At 40.2% G+C, this 25393-nt stretch carries 21 protein-coding genes; 12 read left to right on the top strand and 9 right to left on the bottom strand.

Going from position 1 to position 25393, the window contains the following annotated elements; translation table 11 throughout:
• Window positions 1-9: 9 nt before the first annotated feature.
• Entirely contained in the window at window positions 10-966 is a 957-nt protein-coding gene (locus tag KO525_RS17445) for a MoxR family ATPase (RefSeq protein ID WP_215965108.1), read from the bottom strand.
• Between the two features lie 263 nt (window positions 967-1229).
• Here KO525_RS17445 and fadI point away from each other — a divergent pair, with 263 nt between their 5' ends.
• Both fadI and fadJ read left to right on the top strand, forming a co-directional pair.
• The gene (gene fadI, locus KO525_RS17440; protein WP_215965107.1) at window positions 1230-2540 is read left to right on the top strand and encodes an acetyl-CoA C-acyltransferase FadI; all 1311 of its coding nucleotides are present in this window, start codon (window positions 1230-1232) and stop codon (window positions 2538-2540) included.
• A 58-nt stretch (window positions 2541-2598) separates the two neighbouring features.
• Complete coding sequence (gene fadJ, locus KO525_RS17435; RefSeq protein ID WP_215965106.1) at window positions 2599-4767, top strand: fatty acid oxidation complex subunit alpha FadJ; 2169 nt, start codon at window positions 2599-2601, stop codon at window positions 4765-4767.
• Between the two features lie 188 nt (window positions 4768-4955).
• Here the strand turns inward: fadJ and KO525_RS17430 are convergent, their stop codons facing one another.
• From KO525_RS17430 to msrA, 4 genes are all read right to left on the bottom strand, one after another.
• Window positions 4956-5408 carry a transcriptional repressor gene (locus KO525_RS17430; protein WP_215965105.1) on the bottom strand — a complete coding sequence of 151 codons (453 nt, stop codon included), beginning with the start codon at window positions 5406-5408 and terminating at the stop codon, window positions 4956-4958.
• Between the two features lie 157 nt (window positions 5409-5565).
• On the bottom strand, window positions 5566-6462 hold the full coding sequence (locus KO525_RS17425) for a ketopantoate reductase family protein (protein WP_215965104.1): 897 nt from the start codon (window positions 6460-6462) through the stop codon (window positions 5566-5568).
• Entirely contained in the window at window positions 6452-6823 is a 372-nt protein-coding gene (locus KO525_RS17420; protein WP_215965103.1) for a VanZ family protein, read from the bottom strand. Before KO525_RS17420 ends, KO525_RS17425 begins: the two co-directional genes overlap by 11 nt.
• Before the next feature lie 88 nt (window positions 6824-6911).
• Window positions 6912-7448 carry a peptide-methionine (S)-S-oxide reductase MsrA gene (gene msrA / locus KO525_RS17415; RefSeq protein WP_215965102.1) on the bottom strand — a complete coding sequence of 179 codons (537 nt, stop codon included), beginning with the start codon at window positions 7446-7448 and terminating at the stop codon, window positions 6912-6914.
• A 164-nt stretch (window positions 7449-7612) separates the two neighbouring features.
• On the opposite strand from msrA, the gene KO525_RS17410 reads away from it, so the two are divergent.
• The 3 genes from KO525_RS17410 to KO525_RS17400 all read left to right on the top strand — a co-directional run bounded on the left by KO525_RS17410 (window position 7613) and on the right by KO525_RS17400 (window position 9126).
• The gene (locus KO525_RS17410; protein WP_215965101.1) at window positions 7613-8287 is read left to right on the top strand and encodes a DUF2982 domain-containing protein; all 675 of its coding nucleotides are present in this window, start codon (window positions 7613-7615) and stop codon (window positions 8285-8287) included.
• A 103-nt stretch (window positions 8288-8390) separates the two neighbouring features.
• On the top strand, window positions 8391-8720 hold the full coding sequence (locus KO525_RS17405) for a hypothetical protein (protein WP_215965100.1): 330 nt from the start codon (window positions 8391-8393) through the stop codon (window positions 8718-8720).
• A 202-nt stretch (window positions 8721-8922) separates the two neighbouring features.
• Window positions 8923-9126, top strand: coding sequence for a hypothetical protein (locus tag KO525_RS17400; protein ID WP_215965099.1), 204 nt, complete (start codon window positions 8923-8925; stop codon window positions 9124-9126).
• A gap of 153 nt (window positions 9127-9279) precedes the next feature.
• Here the strand turns inward: KO525_RS17400 and KO525_RS17395 are convergent, their stop codons facing one another.
• Both KO525_RS17395 and KO525_RS17390 read right to left on the bottom strand, forming a co-directional pair.
• Window positions 9280-11403, bottom strand: a complete 2124-nt coding sequence (locus tag KO525_RS17395; protein ID WP_252736641.1) for an EAL domain-containing protein — start codon at window positions 11401-11403, stop codon at window positions 9280-9282.
• 251 nt (window positions 11404-11654) lie between these two features.
• Window positions 11655-14357, bottom strand: a complete 2703-nt coding sequence (locus KO525_RS17390) for an insulinase family protein (protein WP_215965098.1) — start codon at window positions 14355-14357, stop codon at window positions 11655-11657.
• Between the two features lie 187 nt (window positions 14358-14544).
• Between KO525_RS17390 and sixA the strand changes: the two genes are divergently transcribed.
• Window positions 14545-15027 (top strand): phosphohistidine phosphatase SixA, encoded by a 483-nt coding sequence (sixA, locus tag KO525_RS17385; RefSeq protein WP_215965097.1) that lies wholly within the window; start codon window positions 14545-14547, stop codon window positions 15025-15027.
• Between the two features lie 23 nt (window positions 15028-15050).
• Here the strand turns inward: sixA and smrB are convergent, their stop codons facing one another.
• The gene (smrB, locus tag KO525_RS17380) at window positions 15051-15650 is read right to left on the bottom strand and encodes an endonuclease SmrB (RefSeq protein ID WP_252736642.1); all 600 of its coding nucleotides are present in this window, start codon (window positions 15648-15650) and stop codon (window positions 15051-15053) included.
• 96 nt (window positions 15651-15746) lie between these two features.
• Here smrB and prmB point away from each other — a divergent pair, with 96 nt between their 5' ends.
• Genes prmB through KO525_RS17350 form a run of 6 tightly spaced genes read left to right on the top strand, consistent with a single transcriptional unit; the run spans window position 15747 to window position 21137 of the window.
• The gene (gene prmB / locus KO525_RS17375; RefSeq protein WP_215965095.1) at window positions 15747-16682 is read left to right on the top strand and encodes a 50S ribosomal protein L3 N(5)-glutamine methyltransferase; all 936 of its coding nucleotides are present in this window, start codon (window positions 15747-15749) and stop codon (window positions 16680-16682) included.
• Window positions 16683-16738: 56 nt separating this feature from the next.
• The gene (gene aroC / locus KO525_RS17370) at window positions 16739-17839 is read left to right on the top strand and encodes a chorismate synthase (protein ID WP_215965094.1); all 1101 of its coding nucleotides are present in this window, start codon (window positions 16739-16741) and stop codon (window positions 17837-17839) included.
• Window positions 17840-17843: 4 nt separating this feature from the next.
• On the top strand, window positions 17844-19031 hold the full coding sequence (locus KO525_RS17365; protein ID WP_215965093.1) for an MFS transporter: 1188 nt from the start codon (window positions 17844-17846) through the stop codon (window positions 19029-19031).
• A 28-nt stretch (window positions 19032-19059) separates the two neighbouring features.
• Window positions 19060-19656 carry an elongation factor P hydroxylase gene (locus KO525_RS17360; RefSeq protein ID WP_368668249.1) on the top strand — a complete coding sequence of 199 codons (597 nt, stop codon included), beginning with the start codon at window positions 19060-19062 and terminating at the stop codon, window positions 19654-19656.
• A 1-nt stretch (window position 19657) separates the two neighbouring features.
• Entirely contained in the window at window positions 19658-20848 is a 1191-nt protein-coding gene (locus tag KO525_RS17355; protein ID WP_215965092.1) for an ATP-NAD kinase family protein, read from the top strand.
• 10 nt (window positions 20849-20858) lie between these two features.
• Window positions 20859-21137 (top strand): YfcL family protein, encoded by a 279-nt coding sequence (locus KO525_RS17350; RefSeq protein WP_215965091.1) that lies wholly within the window; start codon window positions 20859-20861, stop codon window positions 21135-21137.
• Window positions 21138-21303: 166 nt separating this feature from the next.
• Here KO525_RS17350 and KO525_RS17345 read toward each other — a convergent pair whose 3' ends face one another.
• A complete protein-coding gene (locus KO525_RS17345) occupies window positions 21304-25188 on the bottom strand; it encodes an EAL domain-containing protein (RefSeq protein ID WP_215965090.1) in 3885 nt (1294 codons plus the stop codon).
• Between the last annotated feature and the right edge of the window lie 205 nt (window positions 25189-25393).

Genomic DNA, 25393 nt, shown 5'->3' with positions numbered 1-25393 from the left:
GTTGCTTTCCTAAGGTACCGCGACTAATTCGAGTATCCGGGCCAATATTTGATCAGCAGAAATGCCAGCCGCTTCGGCTTCATAACTTAATAGTATGCGATGTCTTAAGCTATTAAAAAATACACCTTGAATGTCGTCTGGTGTGACAAAGTCGCGACCATCTAGCCATGCTGTAGCGCGTGCGCATTTGTCTACCGATATTGTTGCTCTAGGTGACGCACCAAAACTGATCCATTTTGCTAATTGCTCGTCGTACTTTTCAGGTTGGCGCGTGGCAATGATTAAATCAACTAGATACTGCTCAAGTTCCGGAGCTAAGTGAATTGATAAAATTTCTTTCCGCGCAGCAAAGATATCCGCCTGACTTAACGGGGTTGGTTTAGGCACTTGTTTATCTAACGCCTCACCACGGGTTAAGCGTAAAATTTCAATTTCTGTTTCGGCGCCAGGGTAGTCAATATTCAGATGCATTAAAAAGCGGTCTAGCTGAGCTTCAGGAAGCGGGTATGTACCTTCTTGTTCCAGCGGGTTTTGGGTGGCCATTACCAAAAATAATTCTGGTAGTTCGTATGTGGTTTTACCGACCGTAACTTGGCGTTCCGCCATAGCTTCTAATAAAGCTGACTGAACTTTTGCCGGCGCTCGGTTAATTTCATCGGCTAACACCAGGTTGTAAAAAAGAGGTCCTTTTTCAAAAACAAACTCACCAGTTTCAGGGCGATAGATATCTGTACCTGTTAAATCGGCTGGGAGCAGGTCTGGGGTAAATTGGATACGGTGAAATTCACCTTCTAATCCGTTTGCCAATGCGTTTATTGCGCGGGTTTTTGCAAGACCTGGAGGGCCTTCTACCAATAAATGTCCATCTGCCAACAGGGCAATCAATATTGCCTTAGTAAAATCGGGTTGGCCAATGACTTGTGAATCCAAATATTTTTTTAATTGTTCGAATCGCGATACCGACATTTGTCCTACACTTCCTATTAAGATTTACTGGAGTTTGGGATTAACACTTTTTTAATATAAAAGTGTTATTACGCCCTATACGACTAATCTGTAGTTATATGGTTCCATATAAAAAAAACAAGTGATGTTTTTTCGACCGAACGGAAATTAAGCAATAAATAACGGTATTCGTTAAAAAATATGAGTTTTCTCTTTTACTTTTGAAAAGATATGGTTAGAATCTGCCTTAATTAGAGGTCTGACCAGATAAAATTGGATATAACATGACAGCAAAAAGATTAGAAACAAGAAACGGTGACCGCATAGCGGTTGTTGCAGGTTTACGTACGCCATTTGCAAAACAAGCAACGGCTTATCACGGAGTACCCGCATTGGATCTTGGCAAAATGGTTGTATCAGAAATGTTGCAGCGCTCAGAACTCGATCCTAAAGCAATAGAGCAATTAGTATTTGGACAAGTTGTGCAAATGCCAGCTGCACCCAATATTGCCCGAGAAATAGTGTTGGGCACAGGTATGGATGTTCATACAGATGCTTATTCAGTGTCTCGAGCATGTGCGACGAGCTTCCAGTCAACTGTTAATATCTGTGAGTCAATTATGGCTGGCCATGTTTCTATTGGTATTGCCGGTGGCGCCGACTCCTCGTCAGTATTGCCAATTGGTGTGAGTAAAAAGCTAGCCCGAGCATTAGTTGATTTAAATAAGGCGCGAACACTCGGTCAACGCTGGAACATCATTAAAAAAATTAGATTTAAAGATTTGGCTCCTGTGCCGCCAGCGGTAGCTGAATATTCAACGGGCTTGTCAATGGGACAAACAGCTGAACAAATGGCAAAAACTCATAACATCAGCCGTGCTGACCAAGACGCTATGGCTCATCGTTCGCATTCTTTAGCGACTAAAGCGTGGGAAAGTGGCGTTATGCAAGATGAAGTTATGACAGCACACCCAGAACCGTTTAAACAATTTATCGACATGGATAACACCATTCGAACCAATTCAACGGCAGATGGATATAGCAAGTTGCGCCCAGTTTTCGACCGTAAACACGGTACTGTGACAGCAGCTAACTCTACCGCGTTAACTGATGGCGCTTCCGCTATAATGTTAATGTCAGAAAGCAAAGCAAAAGCCCTTGGTTATGTGCCACTTGGTTACATTCGTAGCTTTGGTTTTGCCGCTATTGATGTATGGGAAGACATGTTAATGGGTCCTTCATACGCAACACCAATTGCATTAGAGCGTGCGGGCATGAACTTGGGTGATTTAGACTTAATCGAAATGCATGAAGCATTTGCAGCGCAAGCATTAGCAAACATGAAAATGTTTGGAAGCAAAAAGTTTGCGGAAGAGAAGTTAGGTCGTAAATCGGCAATTGGCGAAATTGATATGGCGAAGTTTAATGTTAATGGCGGTTCATTGGCTTATGGTCATCCGTTTGCTGCGACAGGGACACGTTTAATTACGCAAACTATTAATGAATTGCGCCGCAGAGGCGGTGGTGTTGGTCTAACGACAGCATGTGCAGCTGGTGGTCTAGGCGCTGCAATGATTGTAGAAGTTGACGGCTAACCGATTTAATTAGAACAAATTCGAGATTCACCAAATTCGAGAACGAATAGGAACTCACATGACAGAACAAAATTCAAAATCCGCGTTTAACTTAGAAGTGTTAGACAACGGAGTTGGCATCATTCGTATCGATGTGCCAAACGAGTCAATGAACGTTTTAAAAGCAGAATTTGCCGAGCAAGTAGAAGCAATATTTGCTGAAGTAAAATCAAACAGTGCGGTTAAATCGCTAGTACTAACGTCTGGCAAAGACAATTCGTTTGTTGCAGGGGCCGATGTAAAAGTCCTTGATTCTTGTTCAACACAAGACGAAGTCAAAGCGATAGCGCAAACAGGGCAACAACTATTTGATCAAATCGAAGGCATGAAAATGCCAATCATTGCGGCTATTCATGGTCCTGCATTAGGCGGTGGCTTGGAATTGGCAATGGCGTGTCACGGACGTGTTGTTTCTGATTCGTCTAAAACGGTTTTAGGGTTACCTGAAGTGCAACTTGGCTTGCTTCCAGGCTCGGGGGGAACACAGCGTTTACCTAAACTTGTTGGATTGCAAAAATCCCTTGATATGATGTTAACTGGCAAGCAATTACGTGCTAAACAAGCCCTTAAAGCCGGTCTTGTTGATGATATGGTGCCTGTCAGTATCTTGCTCGAAACCGCAATTGAAATGGCACTTAAAGGTAAACCTAAACGTAAACCAGTAAAACGCGGTTTAATGTCGACTTTGTTAGAAAATAACCCGTTTGGCCGAAAGGTCGTATTTGACCAAGCAGCTAAGCAAGTTATGCGTCAAACCAATGGTAATTATCCTGCGCCGATTAAAATTATTGAATGTATTCGTACAGGTATAGAAGTCGGTTATCGACAAGGTTTAGATATTGAAGCGCAACGTTTTTCTGAACTTTGCATGACGGCTGAATCAAAAGCATTGCGCAGTTTGTTTTTTGCGACCACAGAAATGAAAAAAGAAACCGGTGTTGCTGGTGTCGAGCCATTAGTGATTCAAAAAGCAGGTGTGCTAGGTGGTGGGTTAATGGGCGGCGGTATTGCGTTTGTTACCACGACGAAAGCTGGCGTACCGGCTCGAATAAAAGATATTGCCCACGAGGGGATACGCAACGCATTTAAGTACAGTTACGACATTTTAAATAAAAAGGTTAAACGTCGTTTTATGTCATCTTCGGAAATGCAAAAACAACTGTCGTTATTATCTGCAAGCACTGACTTTGTAGGTTTTAAAGACAGCGACATTGTTGTAGAGGCTGTGTTTGAAGATTTAACTCTAAAACAGAAAATGGTTGCAGATATCGAAGAGAACTGCAAAGAGTCAACTATATTTGCATCTAATACATCTTCTTTGCCAATTCGAGAAATTGCGGCAAAAGCCGCGCGTCCTGAAAACGTAATTGGTCTACATTACTTTTCGCCGGTAGATAAAATGCCACTGGTTGAAGTCATTGCAACAGATAAAACTTCTGACTTAACCATTTCTACTACCGTTGAATTTGCGCGTCGTCAGGGTAAAACACCAATTGTTGTAAAAGATGAGGCTGGATTTTTTGTAAACCGTATACTTGGTTTATACATGAACGAAGCAGCAAACATTGTGATGGAAGGTGAGCCGGTTGAGAAAATCGACAAGGCGTTAACTAAGTTTGGATTCCCTGTGGGCCCTATGACTTTGCTTGACGAAGTTGGTATTGATGTTGGCGTGAAAGTATCAAGCATTCTATTTGATGCCTTTGGTGAGCGCTTTACGCCGCCAGCGGCGATGGAAAAGCTTATGGCCGACGACCGTAAAGGCAAAAAGAACCAAAATGGGTTTTATCTTTACGGTAAAGCAGCCGCACCTAGCTTAGTGGATAAGTTAACGTTTAAACGTAAATCGAAACAAGTTGATGAATCGGTATACCGTGTCTTGGGAATTACGCCGTCGAGTAAAATGTCATCTGAAGACATTGCAGAGCGCTGTGTCATCCAACTGTTAAATGAAGCTGCACGTTGTTTAGATGAAGGCATTGTCCGTTCAGCACGAGATGGCGATATTGGCATGATCTTCGGAACCGGTTATCCGCCATTCCAAGGTGGTCCATTTAAGTATATGGATAGCTATGGCATCGACAACTTAGTCGCGACGTTGAAAAAACACCAAGAACAGTTTGGTGACCGTTTTGCGCCATGCGATAGCTTGGTTAAAATGGCCGAAGAAGGTAACACCTTCTACTAAAATAAAAGCGATTTAGTGAGCTGTTGGTATTTTAGTTACCAGACCTAAACATTAAATTTGGTTAAAGCTTACGACATAAAAAAGGTCAGATACCAATGTATCTGACCTTTTTTGCATTTGTCATTTGACCTTTTTTGCATTTGTCATTTGACCTTTTGCAGTTCAGCTTTAGGTCATACTTCGCACGTTTATTGGCACTTTTTACACAAGCCTTTTAATTCAATTTGTTGGGTTGTTAATACAAAACCAGACCGTTCGACACTGCTTTTAAGCTGTTCCATTACAGAGTTTTCAATACCGACCTCCATAACGGATTGGCAGTTTTCACAAATTAAAAATTGTGGGCTGCGGTGGCTGTGGGAACAGGAGATATGAGAGCATGCGATATACTTATTGGCGGACGTAAGTTTATGGACTAACGTTAACTCCACTAGAAAATCCAGGATACGATAGACCGACATCGCCGGCATGGATTGGCCAAAATTTTCCTTGTAGATCTCAGCTAATTCGTAGGGAGAGACGGCTTCGTCTGAACTAATAATACATGCTAAAACATTTTCACGCTTACTCGTTAGCTTAACACCTTGTTCTGCACAGGTTGTTTTGGCTTTTTCTAATATTGGGTTTGGATTTACAGTCAAAATTCACCTACAGAATGGGTTGAGTTAGATACATTGTATTGATTTCTATTTTAGATACAAATTTCGTGTTTTACACGATTGTTAAAGTCAATTGTATCCTTGAATTGAAGTTGCGTGTACTAATTATGTCGAACAGATTAATTGTTATTAAATTTAGTTAACCACCAAGCTTTTGTATCTGCCTCACTAGCGCCTGATTTACAGGGACATCAATTTTATATTGATTTGCAAGCTTGCACACATAGCCATTAATAAAATCAATTTCGGTTTTTCTATTATTTGTTAAATCTTGATACATCGAAGAGTAATTTTTAGCCGTTGACTTAATGACGCTGTTCACAAGATCGATCATGGTGTTTAAGTCAAAATCTACACCATCAATGCGAGCAACGTTTATGACCTCTGCGACGATCGTATTAAGTTGTTGCTGAAACGTTTGAGCTGCAAGTTCACCATTGGTAACACGGTTGATGGCCGTCAGCGGGTTAATGGCGCAATTTATAATTAGTTTTTGCCACAATATCGTTGGCAACTCCTCGGCTTGTTCAGCAACTAAAAATAGTGATTTAAAGTCGTTGATATTGAGAGCACTGTGAGGAGAATGAGTAACAATTGACTGCCACTGACTTTGGCCGATAGCGGCTAAAATAATGTTGTTTCCTTGATGATTGACGCCACTGCTTGTTGTGCAAAAGTATACATTGCAGTTTGGTTTAACTTGCAATAGTTCAAGTACGTCCGGAATTGTTCCCATGCCATTGTGACATAGGACGACATTGGCATCGTCAGCTAAGCTGCCTATAACGTCGGCAATGGCGTTTACTATGTCATAGGCTTTGACTGCTACCACTAAATTGTTAATCGTTTCATCGTTTCGTAGGCGCCTTGGTAAGGGCAATCGTATTTGTTGTCCCTGCAAGTCGATAAAGGTTTTTTCACTAACAGATGAGCGACGAGTGAGTACAGTAACGGCGTGATTGGGTAAAACATTGACGGCACAAAAAGAACTGATCGCACCTTGACCAACAAAGTGCCAATCTCGATTATTTGGCATTAGCTGGTTTCCAAAATTTACTTACGAGTTTTTCAGCATATGGTTTAAAGACAAAATAATAGACTAGGCAACCTGACATGTCGGCAACAACATCAGCTAGGGATGCTTGTCTATTAGGCAGTGTACTTTGAATAAGCTCAACTAGAATGCCATACACTAAGGCGGCTCCAATTCCCCAGATTTTGGCGAGAGTAAAAGCAAAATCAAATAAAAATGACAAGCCCGAAAAAGCGATGAAATGACCCACTTTATCAATGTGAGGGATCTTGATGCCGGTATCCAAATGGGGATTAAAAAATAAGTACATTGAATAAATGAACGCGATAACAAAGGCGGTTTTAAAAAAGTAACTTTTAGACATGAAGCTCTTTAAATGAGGTAACACAATTTGACTGTATGTTACCCCACATTAAATTTAAATTTAACTGAGTATCTGTACTTAGCAGGTTTTATTTTAAGAAGTCGCTAAACTTTTGTTTAAACTTGTTTAGTTTTGGGTTTACGACCAAAGCACAGTAAGGTTGTTGCGGATTATTCTCGGCATATCCTTGGTGATACTCTTCTGCCGGATAGAAGATGGATATAGGTTCAACTTCAGTTACGATGTCACCATCCCAAATGTCGTGGTCATGAACGTCGCTAATTTTGTTGATGGCAGTTTGGCGCTGAACTTCGTCGTGATACAAGATTATCGACCTGTATTGTGTTCCAACATCATTGCCTTGGCGGTTAAGTTGCGTTGGATCATGAAGTTGAAAAAAGAAATCGAGCAATAAATCGTATGAAATAATATCAGCGTCAAATGTCACTTGGATAACTTCAGCATGCCCAGTTTGACCACTGCAAATTTGCTGATAAGTTGGGTTGTCTACTTGACCGCCTGAGTAACCAGACACTGCTTGTTGCACACCGCGGATTGCATTGAGGGCGGATTCGATACACCAAAAACAACCGCCACCAAAAGTTGCCAATTGAATGTTTGACATATACATTGCTCCATAAATGATTTTTGTTAAAAAACTGCAAGTAGATTAATACAATATGAAGTTACAAACCAATTGTCCAATCTGTCGAATGATGCGCGCTGCTCTTTTGTGGTGTTTAATTTGTTTGGGCTTCTATTTTATTTTTAAACCTTTTTAAGACTGCAATGACCCAACCTATTTTTATTGAATCAACAGACAGCGATAATTCAGAAACCTTCATTAAATTTGGTTTTGGGCTAGCTGCAATTAACTTTGTTGTGCATTTTGGCTTTTTGTCTCAATTGTATATTGCCAATATGTTTTTGTATGGGTTTGCGATAGCAATGCTGTTATTAGGCTATCTAAAACGCAGTGAACCACGACATAGATTAAAACTCGCGGGTGATGGCTTAACTTTTTATCACCGAGCCAACACGGTTTTTGTTCCGTGGGAAAACATCCAGCGGGTCGGTATTCCTGCCCAAGATCGCATCGATGGTGGCAAGGAATATGACTTTATAGGCATTAAGGTTAAGGATCCTGAGTTATTTTACGATACGTTTCCATTGCGCTTAGCGTCAAAATTACTGATTGAACAAAGGCCGCTGTGGCTGGCTTTAGCCGGTAAGGGATGCGCAACAGGGCAGTGTGTGCCAGAGGATTTTATTGATTCTGTAGAATGTAAATTAGGGGCTAACCGTATTTATCGAGGACTTATTGCTATGTTTGTTCATCGTTCTGAGAAACTAAACGAATTACTTGGATTTCATTTTTATATCAACAGTAATGGAATTTCTGGAACACAAGCTAACGCATTGAAATTAATACAAGACACTAAAAATGAAAATATGAATCGATAAATTACTGTGTGTCCTTGATCAATTTAGTTCAAAACGCTAGAGTTATATTATAAGTAACATTTTTTGTTTGTTTTTGAAGGCAAACTAGAGGCTGAAGGTAGTTATGTCCGATATCCCATATATTCGAAGTGGTCGGAATACCATTATTCATAAGATCAGAAAAGTCGATCTTATCATTCAGAATGATATAGAGCACCCTAACGTAAAAGTAACGCAAAATGGCGTTCAAGCTTATGATGGCCCTGTACCAAGAAATAGACGTGAAGCGAAAGACGCTTATGTTGAAGTCGTAAACGTATCGAGCCCTGATGTTTTTGGTGAACCAAAAACATTAATGTTTGTGCAATGTCTAAATGGCAAAGAGTACAAAGTTGATTACTCTAAAGCGGGTACACCGCTGTTTATTCGAGTGCATCAGCAAAGCTACATATAATGAAAAACATGTAAGAAAAGCCGCAGATGCGGCTTTTTTTATGCTTAAAATTGGCCAAATTGATCATTTGGTTTCAGTAGCTACAAATTTTATATTTTGGTAATAGAAGTAAATACTCTAAAAACGAGGGGTTTCCCTATCGAATTGAAATTACTTCAGCGATATAATTGATCACTTCATAAATATTGACTGGGTTTTAAAGATGTTTGTTTTGCTTATGATGGTTGCCGTTGTTTGTTTTTCTGTGTATTTGTCAATTGAAGCGATGAAAAATGGCATGTGCGAGAAGCGTTGGTTTGTCGCTGGCATGTGTTTTGGTCCAGTTGTTTGGCCTATGTTTAATGTTAAAAAGCAAATGTTGTTACGCAAGCAACAAGGCATTGACGGCGTAAGTTTACGACTTTAAACCTGATACCTTCATATTTACCGCATGATCAAGGCGTGAATACGCTAACGCGTAAATAGGAGGGGGACTCATCTGTTTGATAAATTCAAATGGGTCCATTGAATACCCTCAATAAAGCTCGGTAGATGAAGCGAGTTTATATCTTGTGAACCATTATTGGGCCTTTTTCAACACAGGTTGTTGATTTGCCGCAAAGTGAGCCAATTCTTTTGAAGATAGTGGTTTAGAGTACAAGTACCCCTGCAGGACATCACATCCCATCTCAGCCATTAGCTTTTCTTGAGTACTCGTTTCAACTCCCTCAGCAACGGTCGACAAGCTTAGATTTCGTGCAATAGTGATAATCGTATCGATCATTGCTCGGCCGACGCTAGTACCTGCATCATCAACAAAGGCTTTGTCAATTTTTAAGGTATTAAGTGGGAACTTGCGCAGGTAAGACAACGAAGAGTAGCCGGTACCAAAGTCGTCCATAGCCAACTGAATTCCTAAAGCTCTAAGTTCATGCATAACTTGAATGGCATGTTGCGGATCGTCCATTACCGTACCTTCGGTGATCTCCAACTCTAGATTGTTCGGGCTTAATCCAGTTTCTAACAATATTGATTCAATTCGATGAATTAGATTGGGTAGGTTAAATTGCCTAGCTGATAAGTTGACCGCGACACGCCCTGACATCAAGCCTGAATCGATCCAACGTTTCATGTCGGCACAAGCTTTTCTTAGGACGACTTCACCAATCTCGACAACTTGCCCTGTCTCTTCGGAGATCGGAATAAATGTGCCTGGACTAACCAAAGTACCACTTGGAGAGATAAAGCGCACCAGAGCTTCCATACCAACTAATTTGCCGGTGCTGAAACTCATCTTAGGTTGGTAATACACATGGAAGTAATCTTCTTTTAATCCCTGACGAATTAAATTTTCTACCTGCAAACGTTTAACAGCTTGTTTATTCATCTCTTTATTAAAGAATAAGTAGCGATTACCTTTTTCTTTGGCGTGATACATAGCGGTGTCAGCATTACGATGCAAGGTTTCAGGTTGTTGACCATCATCTGGATATAAGACAATACCGATACTGGCAGCGACAACAAATTCATGTTGTTCGATTCGGAATGGATTTGAAAGAAGTCGAAGCAACTCTTTGGCAAGAATTGTCACTTTATGAATGTCGTTGGTACCTTCCATTGTAATAGCAAATTCATCGCCGCCAAGACGATATAAAATACATTGACTGTTGGTGAGTGGCTTTAACCGTTCGGAGATCTTCACCAATAATATATCACCAAGTACATGACCTAAAGAGTCGTTAATTTTTTTGAAATCGTCGACATCAAATACCAATATTGCGGTTTCTAATTGTTTGTCTACGCATTTTTGCAAACGCGAGAAGAATACATTTCGATTAGGTAGACCTGTTAACGTATCAGTGCGCGCCATTTTTATGAGTTTGGCTTCCGCTTTTTTACGCATAGTCGTGTCGGATACAACCGCGACATAGTTTGTAATCGCGTTTTCATCATTTCGGATACAGTTGACCGTGACAAAAGCGATAAACATATTGCCATCTTTTCCCTGGCCGGTGACGTCTCCCTGCCAGTTCCCAGTTTTATCGACAGCCGACTTAATATCGGTAATAAGCGAAGGGCTGATGGAGTTAAAGTTAAGCTTTTTACCAATAAGGTCACTAGAACTGAAACTGGTGATTTGGGTATAACCAGGGTTAATATGGATAACATTAAAGTCAGAGTTGAGGATAACCACGCCATCGGTCAAGCTTTGAATGCTTCGGGCAAATATCTCTAGATTGCTTTCGGTTTTTTTTATTTGGTGAATATCTTTAAATGCACCAGTCATACGAATCGGGTAACCCGCGGCATTAGACGAAACAACTTTACCTTTGTCTAAGATCCAGCGCCACTTGTCATTGCTGCCTTTGATCCGATACACACATTCAAACTCATTAACTTCGCCATTGAGGTGGAGTTTTAGCTTTTCGACAACTTTTTCGACATCTTGTGGATGAATATGCGGTCTGTTTGGCGGAAAATCAGAAGGGTCGATATTTGGCAGGGGGTAAGTACCTGCGCCATTTGTTCTATGAAGGCTGCCCCTGTGGATATTCCAATCCCACATTTCATCGCCACTTGCCCATAAAGACAAACGCAATCGCTCTTCGCTTTCAGTAATTTGACCTTGATATTGTCTGAATCGGTATAAACCGTAGACCAAGTAACCCGTAAGGCATAATGCAAACAGGATAAAAATCGACAAGACTGCTCCATCAGAAAACAGTTTTTCGATTACATTTGAGATTGATTCGGTTTCTAACGCGTAAGTGTTAAAACTTACAAGGCTTGAAACAGCCACAATTTTATTGTTATTTTTTTTCAGTGGACTTAGCACAACGACGACTACAGCTAGTTAAACGCTGATTCAAATTACCTTATGGTTGCGCTACTGTCAAAGTTTGGATGCGAGTTGGCAAGCTTTTATCGTTAAATATATGATTAATTGATCGAATTTTATTCGGTTGATATTTGGTAGCCAGTGGCGAACTGCTCCAATAGATTGGTTTTTGCCCATTGTTGCAATTCATCTAAAGTTGCCAGTTGCAGTTCTTCTACTATTCGAGACTTGTGATTAAACTCATAATCTTTGTTGCCAACACTAACCCATAATTGTTGACACTTTTGATTTAAATTGGCGGGTTGTTCTTGATATTGGTGAATTACGGCCTGTTTATGAGCGTTAAATTCGTCTAACTCTAAATGATCTAACTCTTTGATAAAGCCTTCGATACAAAGGCCGATATGCCGTTCAAGTTCGCTGTTTTCAACTTCATGTGATTGCACATAGACAACAAGTCCTGGGACATTGCATAAAGGCATATAACCACTACCTGCGAGATAACCTAATTGTTGCTCGGTGCGTAAATAGTTAAATGCATATGGCGCTAAAATTTGTGAACATAGAATAAACCATGCTTTTTCAACGACGTCGGTTTTATCGTCTACGGTTTTGTTGCCCTGTAGGTAGATAATTGCGGCGTTGTCACTGTGTTCAACCGGAACGCGTTGTTTTTCTACACCAATCCTATCAAGTTTTACATTTGCTCGAACATTTTCCTTGACCTTAGTGGCATGGCTAAAACGTTGTTCCACTAAGGCGTTAATATTTAAAGCTTGTTGAGTATTCCAGTTACCATAAATGAGCATCTCTGCATTAACCGCATTAAATAGTGTGCTATGGAACGCTAAGAATTCAGCAAAACTGACATCAGCTAAAATCTCTGCGAGTTCTAAACTATTGGCCACTTTAGGGATTAAAGTTGAATTTAAATGACTAAATAAAAGGCTAATGGGGCGATTCGACTCACTATTGTTCCAGTGTTTTATCAACTGACGTTTAATCTCTTTAAACCGACTCTCGACAAAATTTGGTTTCAACATGGTATCAATTAGCGTTAGAAGTAGCTCATGTTGTCGGTTACTCAAGCCTGACGTATAGATTGTGATGCCACCGTTATGTGCATAGATATTATAATAAAGCCCAGCCATTTCAGCTTGGTAATGTTGTTCAGATACCGAGTCTAAAAATAAGTCACAAAACATCCGCATCATTGTTTGGTTACGTTTGCTAGCGATGCCATTTGGTAAGTCTAGGCCGAGGTAAATATTGCCCTTTGGTACGCGATAACTAACATCTTGTTTAAACCACGTTTTCCAGCCCAATTTGTCTTCTATGTTAATAGGGGTAAGACTATTAAAGTCGAGTTGTTCTAACTTTATCTCTCCTCCCAAATAAGGGTTTTCCGGGGGCAGTTGGAAATTAAAATCACTCCAACTTGTGTCATTCAATAGTTTCCTAACGTCCAAATCAATATCGGTGACGGCATAGGGGGTATGGTACCAAGGTGCTTTATGTTGCGTTTGGATTGACTGACTTACTAACGTCACACGGAAGTTGTCAGCATTTAAGTAGCCTAAAATTTCCTGCCATTGTTGGATGTTAAAGCCGTCCATCCGATAATCTCCAGACAGATAGTCTACTTCTGGATAATGTTGCATATTGAGGGCAATTTGATTGGCAAGTTTGGTCGCTTTAATTTCTTCTTGGTAGTTAAAACTGACTTGAGTCAAAACTTGTTGTTCGTCATATAAATAGGCTGCGGGCACTGTTTGTTTCAAAAAATTTAGGTAGGCAAAAGTAATCTCTAAAATATCGTCAATATTTTCTTCGCCTAACTCGGTTAATTCCAGAGACAAATTAAAGTCTTTAAAATTATTGCCACTTATGCCGTTCCCAGCAGTTAAGGCGTTTATATATTCTTTGTTGTCTAACGCTTCGTATAACGACCCTTTCCCTTCATAACCAATGATATGCGCCACAAAACTCAGCATCTTTGTGTTGTACATATAATTCATGTCAGGCATCGAGAACGTCACATTAAGTTTGTGGATCTCTTTAACTGGATGGATTCCAATAAATTGATTTAATTCTTGGTCGCGATAAAGTGGTGGTTCAATACTTGGCTTGGCGAACTTCGGATCATTGGATTTAATTGCAGAAAACGTTGTCGCAATTAAATCACGCATCATTTCTATAGGTTCTGCAGTGACTATCGACACTGTCATATATTGAGCTTGATAATTTTGGTGCCAAAATGAAAATAATTCGTCGGCGACAGGTCGGTCAGGTAAATCTGAAAGAGTATGTTTATTGCCAACTGAAAATTTATGGAACGGATGGTCAGGATTACTCGTTTGTTTATGCACCTGTTGGATACGACGACTGTCATCTTGCAGTTTTAGTTTATATTCTTCATGGATAGCTTCTTGCTCACGCGATAGGGCGTCATGACTGAACAAAGGCTCGATAAACATATTAGCAAACTGGTCGAGAGCAGGGGCAAAAAATTCTGGATGAACATCAAAATAAAAACAGCTGTGCTCTGTGCCAGTCCAAGCGTTACACATCCCACCGTGTTGCCCAACAAAATGACTTAGTCCATTCACTTCTGGGTATTTTTTGCTGCCATTAAACAATAAGTGCTCAACAAAATGTGCAAAACCCGGGCGGTCAACGGGATCATCAAAATGTCCCGTATTCACGACCAGTGAACAGGCGTTTTTATGGCAGTCATCTTGTTCAACTAAAACAATTCGAAGGCCATTATCTAACGTCATAGCCAAATAATTTTTGTTGTCGTTGGGACTAATATTCAATGTTTATATCTCGTTTGGTTCTCGAAATACCGCAGCATTATGTATCTCTTTATCCTAGCTGTTTTTTTCAAGAAATCGAGATATATAAATAAGATACGTGCTGAAACAATTAATTTCATAAATTAATGGTCAATAATTGGTGAATTAATTATAGTAGTCACTAGTGTAGGCAAGACAACTAGTGACAATGGCAATTTATCTTTATATCGTTCGACACGGAGAAGCTGAGTCAATCGCAGCCGAAGATCAACTTCGTGTGCTCTCAGAACATGGCCGCTGGGAAGCAAAACGTACAGCACTGTGGTTGAAAACGCAGCTTGGACAGTTTCACCAAGTCTATGCCTCGCCGTATATTCGCGCCCAACAAACGAAAGATATTATTATTGAACGTGGTCCAGATGCGTTAGATATAGACGTAATTGTGGATTTGATCCCAGAGGGGGATCCAAAAGTCGCAATGGATTTTGTTTTGGCTAGTATTGATAAAAACACCGTTGATGACATAAATATTCTATGTGTTTCGCATATGCCTTTGGTGAGTTATTTAATCGGCGAAATAACAGGTTACACACCCATAATGGCGACGGCGGGCGTTGCAAAGATTAAAATTAACCTAGATAAATGGAATGGTGTGTTAGAAACGCTGATCGCCCCTGAACAAATGTTGTAATTGCAACTTACCAGTCTACTGATTTACCGCTTTAACAAAAACTGCAAATCCTCGCCTAAATCAATAATTATGACAATTGCGCCTTGGCCGCCCCATTCGAGTGGTGCTTGATGTAATGCGGCAACATCCGGGTGTTGCAGTAAATAATGTGGGATTTTTCGTTTTAGAACGCCGCCCCCAACACCATGAACGATACAAGCACTTAATAATTGTTCTGTTTTGCATGTTGTGATCAAGTCAGCTAAATCTCGTTTAGCGCTTTCTTTGGTGTGACCATGAAGGTCTAACACGATATCGGGTTGAATTTCACCGCGCCTAATGAGTTTTGCTAGGTAACTGGGTTGTCCCGGTTTAACAAAACTTAACGTCTGCTCGAAATCGATCAAAGGTTCGTATTCTTCAGAAAAGTGAAAGCGGGTCGCTGCTAGCTTATCGTCCTTATCGATATTCTTTCTATCTTCTTCCTTAAAGTTTGAAGCTAAAGCTCTATTTTGCTTGCTGAGCGCTTTCCCAAAGTGTATTTTGTCTTGCTTGAATGGTTTGACGCCCTGCATCTCATCAGCAAATGTACTTGGCAAAGATGGACTATCATCTTTTTTGTTGAGTAAATCTTTAAAATTCAAATTTTTTTCAGACATTTTGCGAGAAAGTTTAAGCAATATAGTGCGGGGTATTGTAAATTAAGCTGGTGAGTACGACCAGATTAATTAGGGTTTTTGATGCAAAAAGAGTTATCTGAGCTAACAATATTGCTCGAAGAAGCAGTAACTGAACTTCAAACGGTTAACGATCTAATTCGTTGGTCGGTAAGTCGATTCAATGAAAGCGACATTTATTTAGGTCACGGAACCGATAATCCGTGGGATGAAGCCGCCCAATTAATTACCTATGCGCTGAGTTTACCACCTACAATGAATGAACATTTATTGCAGGCGCGCACGACATTAAGTGAACGTAAAAATGCATTAGGTCTTATTGAGCAGCGTATATTAACCAAAAAACCGGCAGCTTATTTAACCCAAGTATCCTATTTTTGTGGTCTGCCATTTTTTGTCAATGAAGATGTATTAGTGCCGCGTTCGCCAATTGGTGAATTGATCACAAATAATTTCGAAGGGCTCATTTCAAACACGCCTTTGAGAATAATGGATTTGTGTACGGGGTCAGGATGTATTGCAATTGCCACAGCATTTGCTTTTCCAGATGCAACAATAGATGCGTTGGACATTAGTCCTGAGGCACTTGCTGTTGCAGATGAGAACATCCATAGGTTACAGGTTGAAGATCGAGTATTCCCTATTATGTCTGACGTTTTTGCGTCAGTAGAGGGACTTAAATATGATCTTATTGTATCTAATCCACCTTATGTGGACTTAGAAGATCTAGGTGATATGCCGGAAGAATTTCACCACGAACCGGAAATTGGTTTAGGCAGTGGTAATGACGGTTTGGACATCACACGTATTATTTTAAAACAAGCTGCTGCACATTTAGAAGATAATGGATTGCTTATTGTTGAAGTTGGTAACTCCATGATCCATTTGCAAGCCGAATTCCCAGAAGTCCCATTTAATTGGTTGGAATTTGAAAATGGCGGTATTGGTGTATTTGCCATAACCAAGCAGCAATTAATTGATCATAAAGATTTATTTTAGCCGTTTTTTGATAGCGGTTTAATTAAAAGAATAATTTAGAAAAGAAAGAGGGCGTAATGGCTGGAAATACCATCGGTGAAGTGTTTAAAGTAACAACATTTGGCGAAAGTCATGGTAATGGCTTGGGCTGTATTATAGATGGTTGCCCTCCTGGGTTGGCGATATCTGCAGAAGATATTCAGCGCGACTTAGATCGACGTAAACCTGGTACCTCACGTTTCACAACACAACGCCGAGAAGCGGACGAAGTGAAAATTTTAAGTGGTGTTTTTGAAGGGGTTACAACTGGCACTTCAATTGGTTTGCTAATCGAAAATACAGACCAACGTTCAAATGACTATTCGAATATTAAAGACAAGTTTAGACCTGGTCACGCGGACTATACCTATCACCATAAATACGGTGTCCGAGATTACCGAGGCGGTGGTCGTTCGTCAGCCCGAGAAACAGCGATGCGTGTTGCCGCTGGTGGTTTTGCCAAAGCATGGTTAAAACAACATGCTGGAATCGAAATATTCGGTTATATGGCACAACTTGGTCCAATTGCGATTGAGTCAGTAGATCCAACTATTATAGAAACAAACCCGTTTTTCTGCCCTGATGAAAAAGCCGTAGAAAAATGGGATGAGTATATGCGAGACCTTAAAAAGCAAGGCAACTCGGTGGGGGCAAAAATTACCGTTGTCGCTAAACAGGTGCCGGTAGGACTTGGTGAGCCCGTATTCGACCGCCTAGATGCCGATATCGCTAAATCCTTAATGAGCATTAATGCTGTTAAAGGTGTAGAAATTGGAGATGGTTTTGATGTCGTTGAGCAGAAAGGTTCAGAACACCGGGACGAGATGACCCCAGAGGGGTTTAAATCGAATCACGCAGGCGGTATTTTGGGCGGTATTTCAAGTGGTCAGGATATTATTGCGCACATCGCATTAAAACCAACGTCAAGTATTAGCGTTGAAGGCGAAACAATAGACGTCAATGGCCAAACCCAGCCAGTAGTTACTAAAGGTCGTCATGATCCCTGTGTTGGCATTCGCGCCGTACCAATTGCTGAGGCTATGTTAGCCATTACTTTAATGGATCACTTTTTAAGAAACAGAGCTCAAAATGCGGACGTAGTTGTGACAACGCCGGTTATCCCTGCGTCTGTAAAGTAATTACATGGATAATATAAAACTGAGTTCATTGGTGCCAGCGGCAGCAGTGAACTTTTTTTATTATGGCTTTCTTGGCGGCGTGATCTCGTATCTCGCTGTCTTTTTGAGTTCACGTGGATTCACGTCGACCGAAGTTGGAACCTTAATAGCGTCATATACGTTTATCAGAATATTTTCGGGTCAACTATGGGCCTACTTGGCCGATCTCCAACAGAACCCCAAACGATACTTTCAACTTGCGGTCATAATTTCATTTGTAGCTTTGTTACCTGCGGTTTTTATCGATATTAAGTGGGTGACCAACATTTCAATGATTTGTGCCTTTGTCTTTTTTATGGCGGCGGTGTCCCAGATTGAAGTGTTATCGCTGGTGGCAACAAAAAGCAATCCAACTATTTATAACAGAGTCCGATTATTTGGCAGTATTGGTTTTATTGTTGCGGCAATAGCGGTGGGCACAATTGTCGATATTTATGGACCAGGTGTGATCTTGTATGTGGGTTTAGGGCTTATTTTTCTGACGTATCTAACAAGCTTATACCTCGATAATGGAGATCCGTTAGCCCATGACGAACTTGGCGATAGCGAAGGGTTTTTTAAACGTTGTTGTACGGTTGGTTTTGGCTCGTTCTTGATTGCGTCAATATTACTGCAAATGAGTTTTGCGCCATATGTTGGTTTTTTCACTCAGTATTTGTCACAACATGAATATCCAGGCACTGCGACTGGCATTCTATTTGCGCTAGGAACGTTTGCTGAAATTTTTATGTTTCTCATTGCCGGTCACCTATTAGCAAGATATAGCCTTAAGTTGCTTATGGTTGTTTGTTTGATGTTAACGGCGCTTCGTTGGCTATTAATGGCCTATTATATCGATTTTGTCATTGTCGTTATTCTTACCCAGATTATTCACGCAGTGAGCTTTGGGTTAATGCACAGTTCAAGTATCCATTTTGTTCGACGTTATTTTCCTAAGCGGATGCAAAATCAAGGGCAATTTATGTACCTTGGGATCACCTTTGGTATTGGTGGCGCACTTGGTGCTTGGGTTACGGGCATGACTTGGAACGAAGGACTTGGAGGCAGTGACACCTTTGTCTGGGCTAGCATGGTTGTCTTGGTTGCAGGATTAGTGATTTTAATGACACCCCGCAAAAAATTTCAATTTGAACCTGACAAAGTCCAAGTATAATAGCCATTTTGAGCTGAAGTTAAATTTCGTGAGTGAAGACGAGCCTGTGAAAGAATATGCTGACCTAATCGCCATTTTTGAGCAAACTTTTTTTGCTAAATACAATACTAAACTGGTCTTAGGCGGCAGTGAACCCATTTACTTGCCTGCTAATACGAGTGACCTTGGGATTGACGCACAGCCCTATGCACAAGTGGTTTTTGCCCATGGCTATTTTACCAGCGCATTGCACGAAATTGCCCATTGGTGTTTAGCCGGAATGCCGAGGCTGAATAAAATTGATTATGGTTATTGGTATTGTCCCGATGGCCGCACTGCAGAGCAGCAAGCCAAATTCCAACAAGCGGAAGTCAAACCCCAGGCCATTGAAATGGCGTTTAGCCTAGCCTGTGGCATTAAATTTAATGTCAGTTGTGACAACTTATCAGGCGATGAATTTGGTCGTCAACCTGATCACATTGCTTTTGAACAAGATGTTGCTCGCCAATTTAAAGCTTATCTAGCTGATGGCTTTCCACCTCGGGCAGATTTATTTATCGCGGCACTGAGTCAATTCTATCAACAGGATATTTACGGTCATCAGGAAGCTCTAGATATAGCAAACCGACAAACAGAGGTTGCTTAAAATGACGCAGCTAACAAAAAAATCAGCAAATGATAAAACAAACGCACAAACCAACCCACTGAGAAAAAAATTTCGATTAGGGTTAATTATCAATCCTTTAGCGGGTATGGGCGGAACCGTCGGGCTAAAAGGAAGTGATGAATTAACTTCAATTCAACAGGCTGAATCGTTAGGGGCAATTGCCCTGGCAAATCAACGAGCGAAAGTGGCATTGGAGCAATTTTTACCATTTGCTGCAGATGTAGATATTTTTACAGTGAGCGACCAAATGGGCGAAAATTTATGCCAGTCACTCGGTTTCTCGTACCAGGTTGTCTATCAAACAAGCTCAAATACCACTAACGCCCAAGACACGATTGACGCAGCAACACTTATGTCTGACATGGCTTTAGACCTTATTTTATTTGCCGGGGGAGATGGTACTGCGCGTAATATCTGTGAAGCAGTAACCGACAATACGACTGTACTCGGTATTCCAGCGGGTTGTAAAATTCATTCTGGGGTTTATGCAATAACACCAAAAGCGGCGGGACGAATTGTCCATATGCTGATCGCTGGCGAACTTGTTTCAGTGCAAGAAGCAGACGTCATGGATATAGATGAGGCACAATTTAGGCAAGGTGTCGTGCGAGCCAAGCGTTTTGGTGAATTGCAGATCCCTTCAGAGTTACGCTATGTGCAAGCGGTAAAAATGGGCGGCAAAGAAAGTGATGAGTTAGTATTGCAAGATATTGCAGCCAGCGTCATCGACGCAATGGAAAGTGAAGAAACCTACATAATGGGCTCCGGTTCAACAGTTGCATTTATTATGGAAGAGCTTGATATCAAAAATACCTTATTAGGTGTTGATGTGATCAAAGATCACCACCTAATTGCGACGGATGTTACGACCAATCAATTACTACCTTTGTTAGAGCATAAACCTGTGAAATTAGTGATAACGCTTATTGGTGGACAGGGGCATATTTTTGGTCGGGGGAATCAACAACTTTCACCGGAAGTCATCAGAACTATAGGTAAAGAGAATATTGTTGTTGTCGCAACAAAGCGAAAGTTACAGGCTTTGGCGGGACGTCCGCTCATTGCAGACACTGGCGATATTGAATTAGACAAAATGTTGGCAGGTCATATTAAAGTGACAACTGGATATAAAGACCAAGTGTTTTATCCCGTTGGATATGAAGAAATATAAAAGGATACACATGTTAGATTTAGAACAACTAAGTGATGACGCGCAAGTTTACTTCGACGGTTATGTAGCAACCGGAACAGATGATGAGTTATTTGCGAGTGGCTATTTAAGAGGACACGTAGATTTGGTTTTAGGTGGTGCTTTAATGCAAAACAAAGCGCTAACAATGGACGAGTTTATTGAATTAGTTGAACAAAGCGTCAACAAAGCCATTAAAAATGGTGAATTGGAACAGTCTGACGTAATTACGGTTAATAACGTCCTCAATGGCCTCCTAAAAACACTATAACAGCATATTAGCTCAAATAGGCTATCTAGTGGCTGTAGTAATAAATTACTTGCTACGTTGTTTCTAGTTCGTTGTTTTAAACAGGATTACAAGGCATCACGTTAATCTAAAGGCTGTATTTAACAGCCTTTTAATATATAGCTGGTATTGAATTAAGCCGTCTGAATTATTCGCTAGCTAACTGCCAACTGCGTTTTTCTTCGTAATATGTCTTACTGGCAAATTCAAAAAACTCTTCGTAAACCAGTGGGCGGCTGAAGAAGTAGCCTTGAATAAACTGGCAACGATAGTTATGCAATATTTGCAGTTGCTCAACGTTCTCAATCCCTTCTGCAACAACTTTTAGTTCCATTGTTTCAGCAAGTAGCATTATTGCTTTGACTATGGCTGCATCGTTATCACTATTTGCAATCTCGATGATAAACGAACGGTCAATTTTTAGTGTATCGATAGGGAATTTTTTCAAGTAGCTTAGCGACGAATACCCTGTACCAAAGTCATCAATCGCAATGGTTATGCCCATGTCTTTAAATTGTTGTAAACGGTCAATATTGTCGTCTACATCTGACATAACCGCGCTTTCCGTAAGCTCTAACTCAAGCAGTTCTGGGGGCAGTCCGCTGCGTGTTAAAGCATTTCTGACGTTGTCGATAAGCGCAGTTTGCTTAAACTGAACACTTGATACATTGACTGAGACTTTACAATTTTCTAAACCTTCATCAAGCCATTGCTTTGCTTGTTTACAGGCGGTGTCCAAAATCCAGTTGCCTAGCTCGATAATCAGCCCGGACTCTTCTGCAATAGGTATAAACTCAGCAGGGGAGATAAAACCGAGCTCTGGACTGTTCCAACGGATAAGCGCTTCAGCCTTGGTAATTTCATTGCTAACGATGTCGACTTGCGGCTGATAATGTAAAACAAACTCGTTGTTTTTAACCGCATTGCGCATTTTTTCTTCAAGCTGCAAACGTTCAAGAGCTCGATCATTGAGTTCATTTGAATAGAACTTAAAGGTTCTTCTGCCGTCTTCTTTAGCTTGATACATAGCGATATCAGCATGTTTCATTAATTCATGAACTGTGGTGCCATGTTCAGGATATAGCGCAATCCCTACACTCGGTGTGACGGTTAATTCATAACTGTCGATCTTAATTGGACGTGATAAGCTCTCGATAATACGTTGCGTTATTAGTGTTGTTTCGGCAGCTGATTCAACATGACTTAAAAACAGCGTGAATTCGTCGCCGCCTAATCTAGCGATTTCATTATTAACAGAATTTACTTCGTAATTTCTTGCAACAAAATCACTGTCTCTAACGCATTCTTTCAACCGCTGTGCAATTTCTTGCAGAACTAAATCACCGTAATCATGCCCCAAGGTGTCATTGATTCGTTTAAATCGATCTAAATCAATGAACATAACCCCTGCTTTATAATTGCCGCGTCGTGCAAGGGAGATAAATTTATCTAAACTCTCGTAAAAGCTCTGACGGTTTGGTAGACCTGTAAGTCCGTCAAAATATGCAAGTTGGTGTAATCTGCGTTCATGAGATAACTGGCGTTGATGTCTAATCCGCTGGTTTCTTAACAGTTGAAGAAAGATCAAGATCGGGCCAAAAATATAGAATAGTTTGGCGTGTGTTGTCTTCCAAATGGGTGGCATAACTTCAATTGGGATCTGCAGTATTTCACTCCAAACCTCTTCGTTGTTACTGCCCCTAACTTTTAGTGTGTAGCTTCCATCGGCTAAGTACGAAAATGATATATGGTTACTCGTGCCGATGTTACTCCAAGAAGAACTGAGTCCTTCCATCATATATTGATAACGATTATTTGACGGTTTTGTATAATCCAAGGCCGCAAATTCAAAGTCGATTATCGTATCTTCATAGTTCAGTTCTAATACACCATCAGCACGCAGCATGGTTTGTATCGGCTTTTCTTCGTTTGCGTGTACAAATTTAGTTAATTTAAGTTTTGGTTTATAAGAATTCAGAGGAACTTTATTTGCCTGAAAAGTGTTAAAGCCATTTGTGCCACCAAAAAATAGTCTGCCGTCTTTTGCTTTATAATAAGCGCTGTTATTAAAGTCTGAGCTTTGTAATCCGTGGGTGGTATTGAAGTTATTAATTTCAAAATTGTTGGGATTAAGGCGCGATAGTCCTTTGGCGTGGCTTATCCAAATATATCCTAAGTCATCTTCTAGTAAGCTGTAGGTGAAGTTACTTGCTAGTCCTCTAGATTGATTAATAATATGTTGGGTTTTGTTATCATTGTCTTCAATCAATAACAAACCCGCGTCACTTGTTGCGAGCCAAACACCTTTTGCGGTTTTTATGACGGAAAATATTTCGTCACTACCAATAAAGTATTTGCCTTTCTGTTTTGTTGAATAGGTCGAGCTTTTATTATTTCTGGTGTCATAGTGAACAAGGCCCCCACCATGAGTTGCAAGCCATAGATCTTTATTATTGTCTTCGAATATATCCAGTATAAAGTTAGTTACAGCAGTATTATTGGTCTCAATATTATATTTATTATGGATAACCTGCTTGGTATTTGAATCTATGAGATTGACGCCACCACCATAGGTTGAAACCGCTAGGTTACCGTCTTTTAATTGAATTATTTTACTTACAGCGTTGTTATTTAATCGATTTGAAAATTCACTGTCTGCGCTGAATAAGACTTGTTCATAGTTCGTTAAATCAATATAAAACAGGCCGTTATCATAGGTACCAACCCATAGCCCAGTATCGCCATCCACCAATAGGCTTGTTATTAAGCTGCTATCTAAGTTTTTAAGTTTGTCGGAAAATGATGAATTAAACGGCGACATTGTCTTAGTATCAAAGTTCAATACGTTGACGCCACCTTCTACAGTACCGACAAATAAATTGTTTTTGTTCATCGCAAAACTGGTGACAGAGGCAGAGGTCATAGTGCCAAACGGGTTTTGTTGAGCAATATGAGTGAAATCCGCCAGTTTTGCGTTCCACTTGCTCACACCTGAAACGGTACCAGCCCAAATTACACCGCCCTCATCTTGCATCAAAACTCGGACGTCATCGTTTATTAAACTTGAAATACGGCCAGATTCTTTTTGGTGAGGGATGAAGCGTTCGGTTTCATGATTGAATTCACACATACCATTAGGGGTAGCTAGCCATATATTATCGTTGTGATCTATAAGCACGTCATTTATCACACTGCTACACATAGTTGATTTAAATTGTTGTAAAAATTCACCAGATTCGGAAATAAGTAATAAACCGTCTCCTTCAGTACCTGCCCATACTTGATTTTTTGAATCAATATCTAAGCTGATTACCTTATTTGTCGGCAAAGTTTTTAATTCTACATTTAAAATATTAAATGTTTTTCCGTTGTCTTCACTAAGGTACAAACCGTTATTTTTCGTTGCGACCCAAATAACTTTGTTAGCCGAATAATCTAAGTCTCGAATATTACTATTATCAACAAGTTGTTTGAACTTTTGGGTGCTATCTATAGAACTAAAACGGGACGTTTTTGAATTAAAAACTGTTATCCCTGTTTCGCTGCCAAACCATAAGTTGCCATTACCGACTTCGGTAATTGAATTAAAATTTAATGATGTAATGTTAGGATTAGTTTTAGAACTAAAATTTAGAAATTTATCTTGTTCAGGTATATAAAGATGAATACCACCGTTACTTGTAGCCCACACTCGTCCTTCAGAGTCAGCATACATTTGCCAAATCCAATTATTATTTAAACCTTCTTCATTCGCCGAAACTGCAGTATAAATAGATGAGTTTGTACCATTAAATCGTGCTATGCCTCCTTGAGTAGCAAACCAGACGAACCCTTCTTTATCTTGAATAATGTCCATTATAGTAGGGTGTGGTAAGGTTGATTCAATATCGAGATGCTGAAAATGGATAGTATTTCGAACGGGGTCGAATAATGGATTAGCAGAACTAGAAATTGTGAAGAGCAATAAAGAAATTGATAGAGTAAATAATCTAAAATATTTCAGAGATAAGATTCTGCCTCTACCGTTGTGCATTTAGAAACCATTATTATTTTTATTATTATTATGGGGACAATTTATACCACATCTATTCGCAGAGTCACAGGTTCAGTAAAATAAAAAAAGCCCAATTTTTTGAAAATCGGGCTTTTAGAAATTTAATGTATATTTAGTAGCCTAAGCTATGTCAGAACGTCCACCGTGACGACCCCAGATAACACCGGCAGTTTCAACACGTCCA

Origin of the sequence: Psychrosphaera sp. B3R10 (assembly GCF_018861025.1) — a bacterium.
Classification (GTDB): domain Bacteria; phylum Pseudomonadota; class Gammaproteobacteria; order Enterobacterales; family Alteromonadaceae; genus Psychrosphaera; species Psychrosphaera algicola.
This window is presented reverse-complemented; position numbering and strand designations above follow the sequence as displayed.

Excerpts from the sequence above, each read along its gene's own strand:
- KO525_RS17445 (WP_215965108.1), bottom strand. The coding sequence starts at position 966 with ATGTCGGTATCGCGATTCGAACAATTAAAAAAATATTTGGATTCACAA.
- fadI (WP_215965107.1), top strand. The coding sequence starts at position 1,230 with ATGACAGCAAAAAGATTAGAAACAAGAAACGGTGACCGCATAGCGGTT.
- fadJ (WP_215965106.1), top strand. The coding sequence starts at position 2,599 with ATGACAGAACAAAATTCAAAATCCGCGTTTAACTTAGAAGTGTTAGAC.
- KO525_RS17425 (WP_215965104.1), bottom strand. The coding sequence starts at position 6,462 with ATGCCAAATAATCGAGATTGGCACTTTGTTGGTCAAGGTGCGATCAGT.
- KO525_RS17420 (WP_215965103.1), bottom strand. The coding sequence starts at position 6,823 with ATGTCTAAAAGTTACTTTTTTAAAACCGCCTTTGTTATCGCGTTCATT.
- msrA (WP_215965102.1), bottom strand. The coding sequence starts at position 7,448 with ATGTCAAACATTCAATTGGCAACTTTTGGTGGCGGTTGTTTTTGGTGT.
- KO525_RS17410 (WP_215965101.1), top strand. The coding sequence starts at position 7,613 with ATGACCCAACCTATTTTTATTGAATCAACAGACAGCGATAATTCAGAA.
- KO525_RS17405 (WP_215965100.1), top strand. The coding sequence starts at position 8,391 with ATGTCCGATATCCCATATATTCGAAGTGGTCGGAATACCATTATTCAT.
- KO525_RS17400 (WP_215965099.1), top strand. The coding sequence starts at position 8,923 with ATGTTTGTTTTGCTTATGATGGTTGCCGTTGTTTGTTTTTCTGTGTAT.
- sixA (WP_215965097.1), top strand. The coding sequence starts at position 14,545 with ATGGCAATTTATCTTTATATCGTTCGACACGGAGAAGCTGAGTCAATC.
- prmB (WP_215965095.1), top strand. The coding sequence starts at position 15,747 with ATGCAAAAAGAGTTATCTGAGCTAACAATATTGCTCGAAGAAGCAGTA.
- aroC (WP_215965094.1), top strand. The coding sequence starts at position 16,739 with ATGGCTGGAAATACCATCGGTGAAGTGTTTAAAGTAACAACATTTGGC.
- KO525_RS17365 (WP_215965093.1), top strand. The coding sequence starts at position 17,844 with ATGGATAATATAAAACTGAGTTCATTGGTGCCAGCGGCAGCAGTGAAC.
- KO525_RS17355 (WP_215965092.1), top strand. The coding sequence starts at position 19,658 with ATGACGCAGCTAACAAAAAAATCAGCAAATGATAAAACAAACGCACAA.
- KO525_RS17350 (WP_215965091.1), top strand. The coding sequence starts at position 20,859 with ATGTTAGATTTAGAACAACTAAGTGATGACGCGCAAGTTTACTTCGAC.
- KO525_RS17345 (WP_215965090.1), bottom strand. The coding sequence starts at position 25,188 with ATGCACAACGGTAGAGGCAGAATCTTATCTCTGAAATATTTTAGATTA.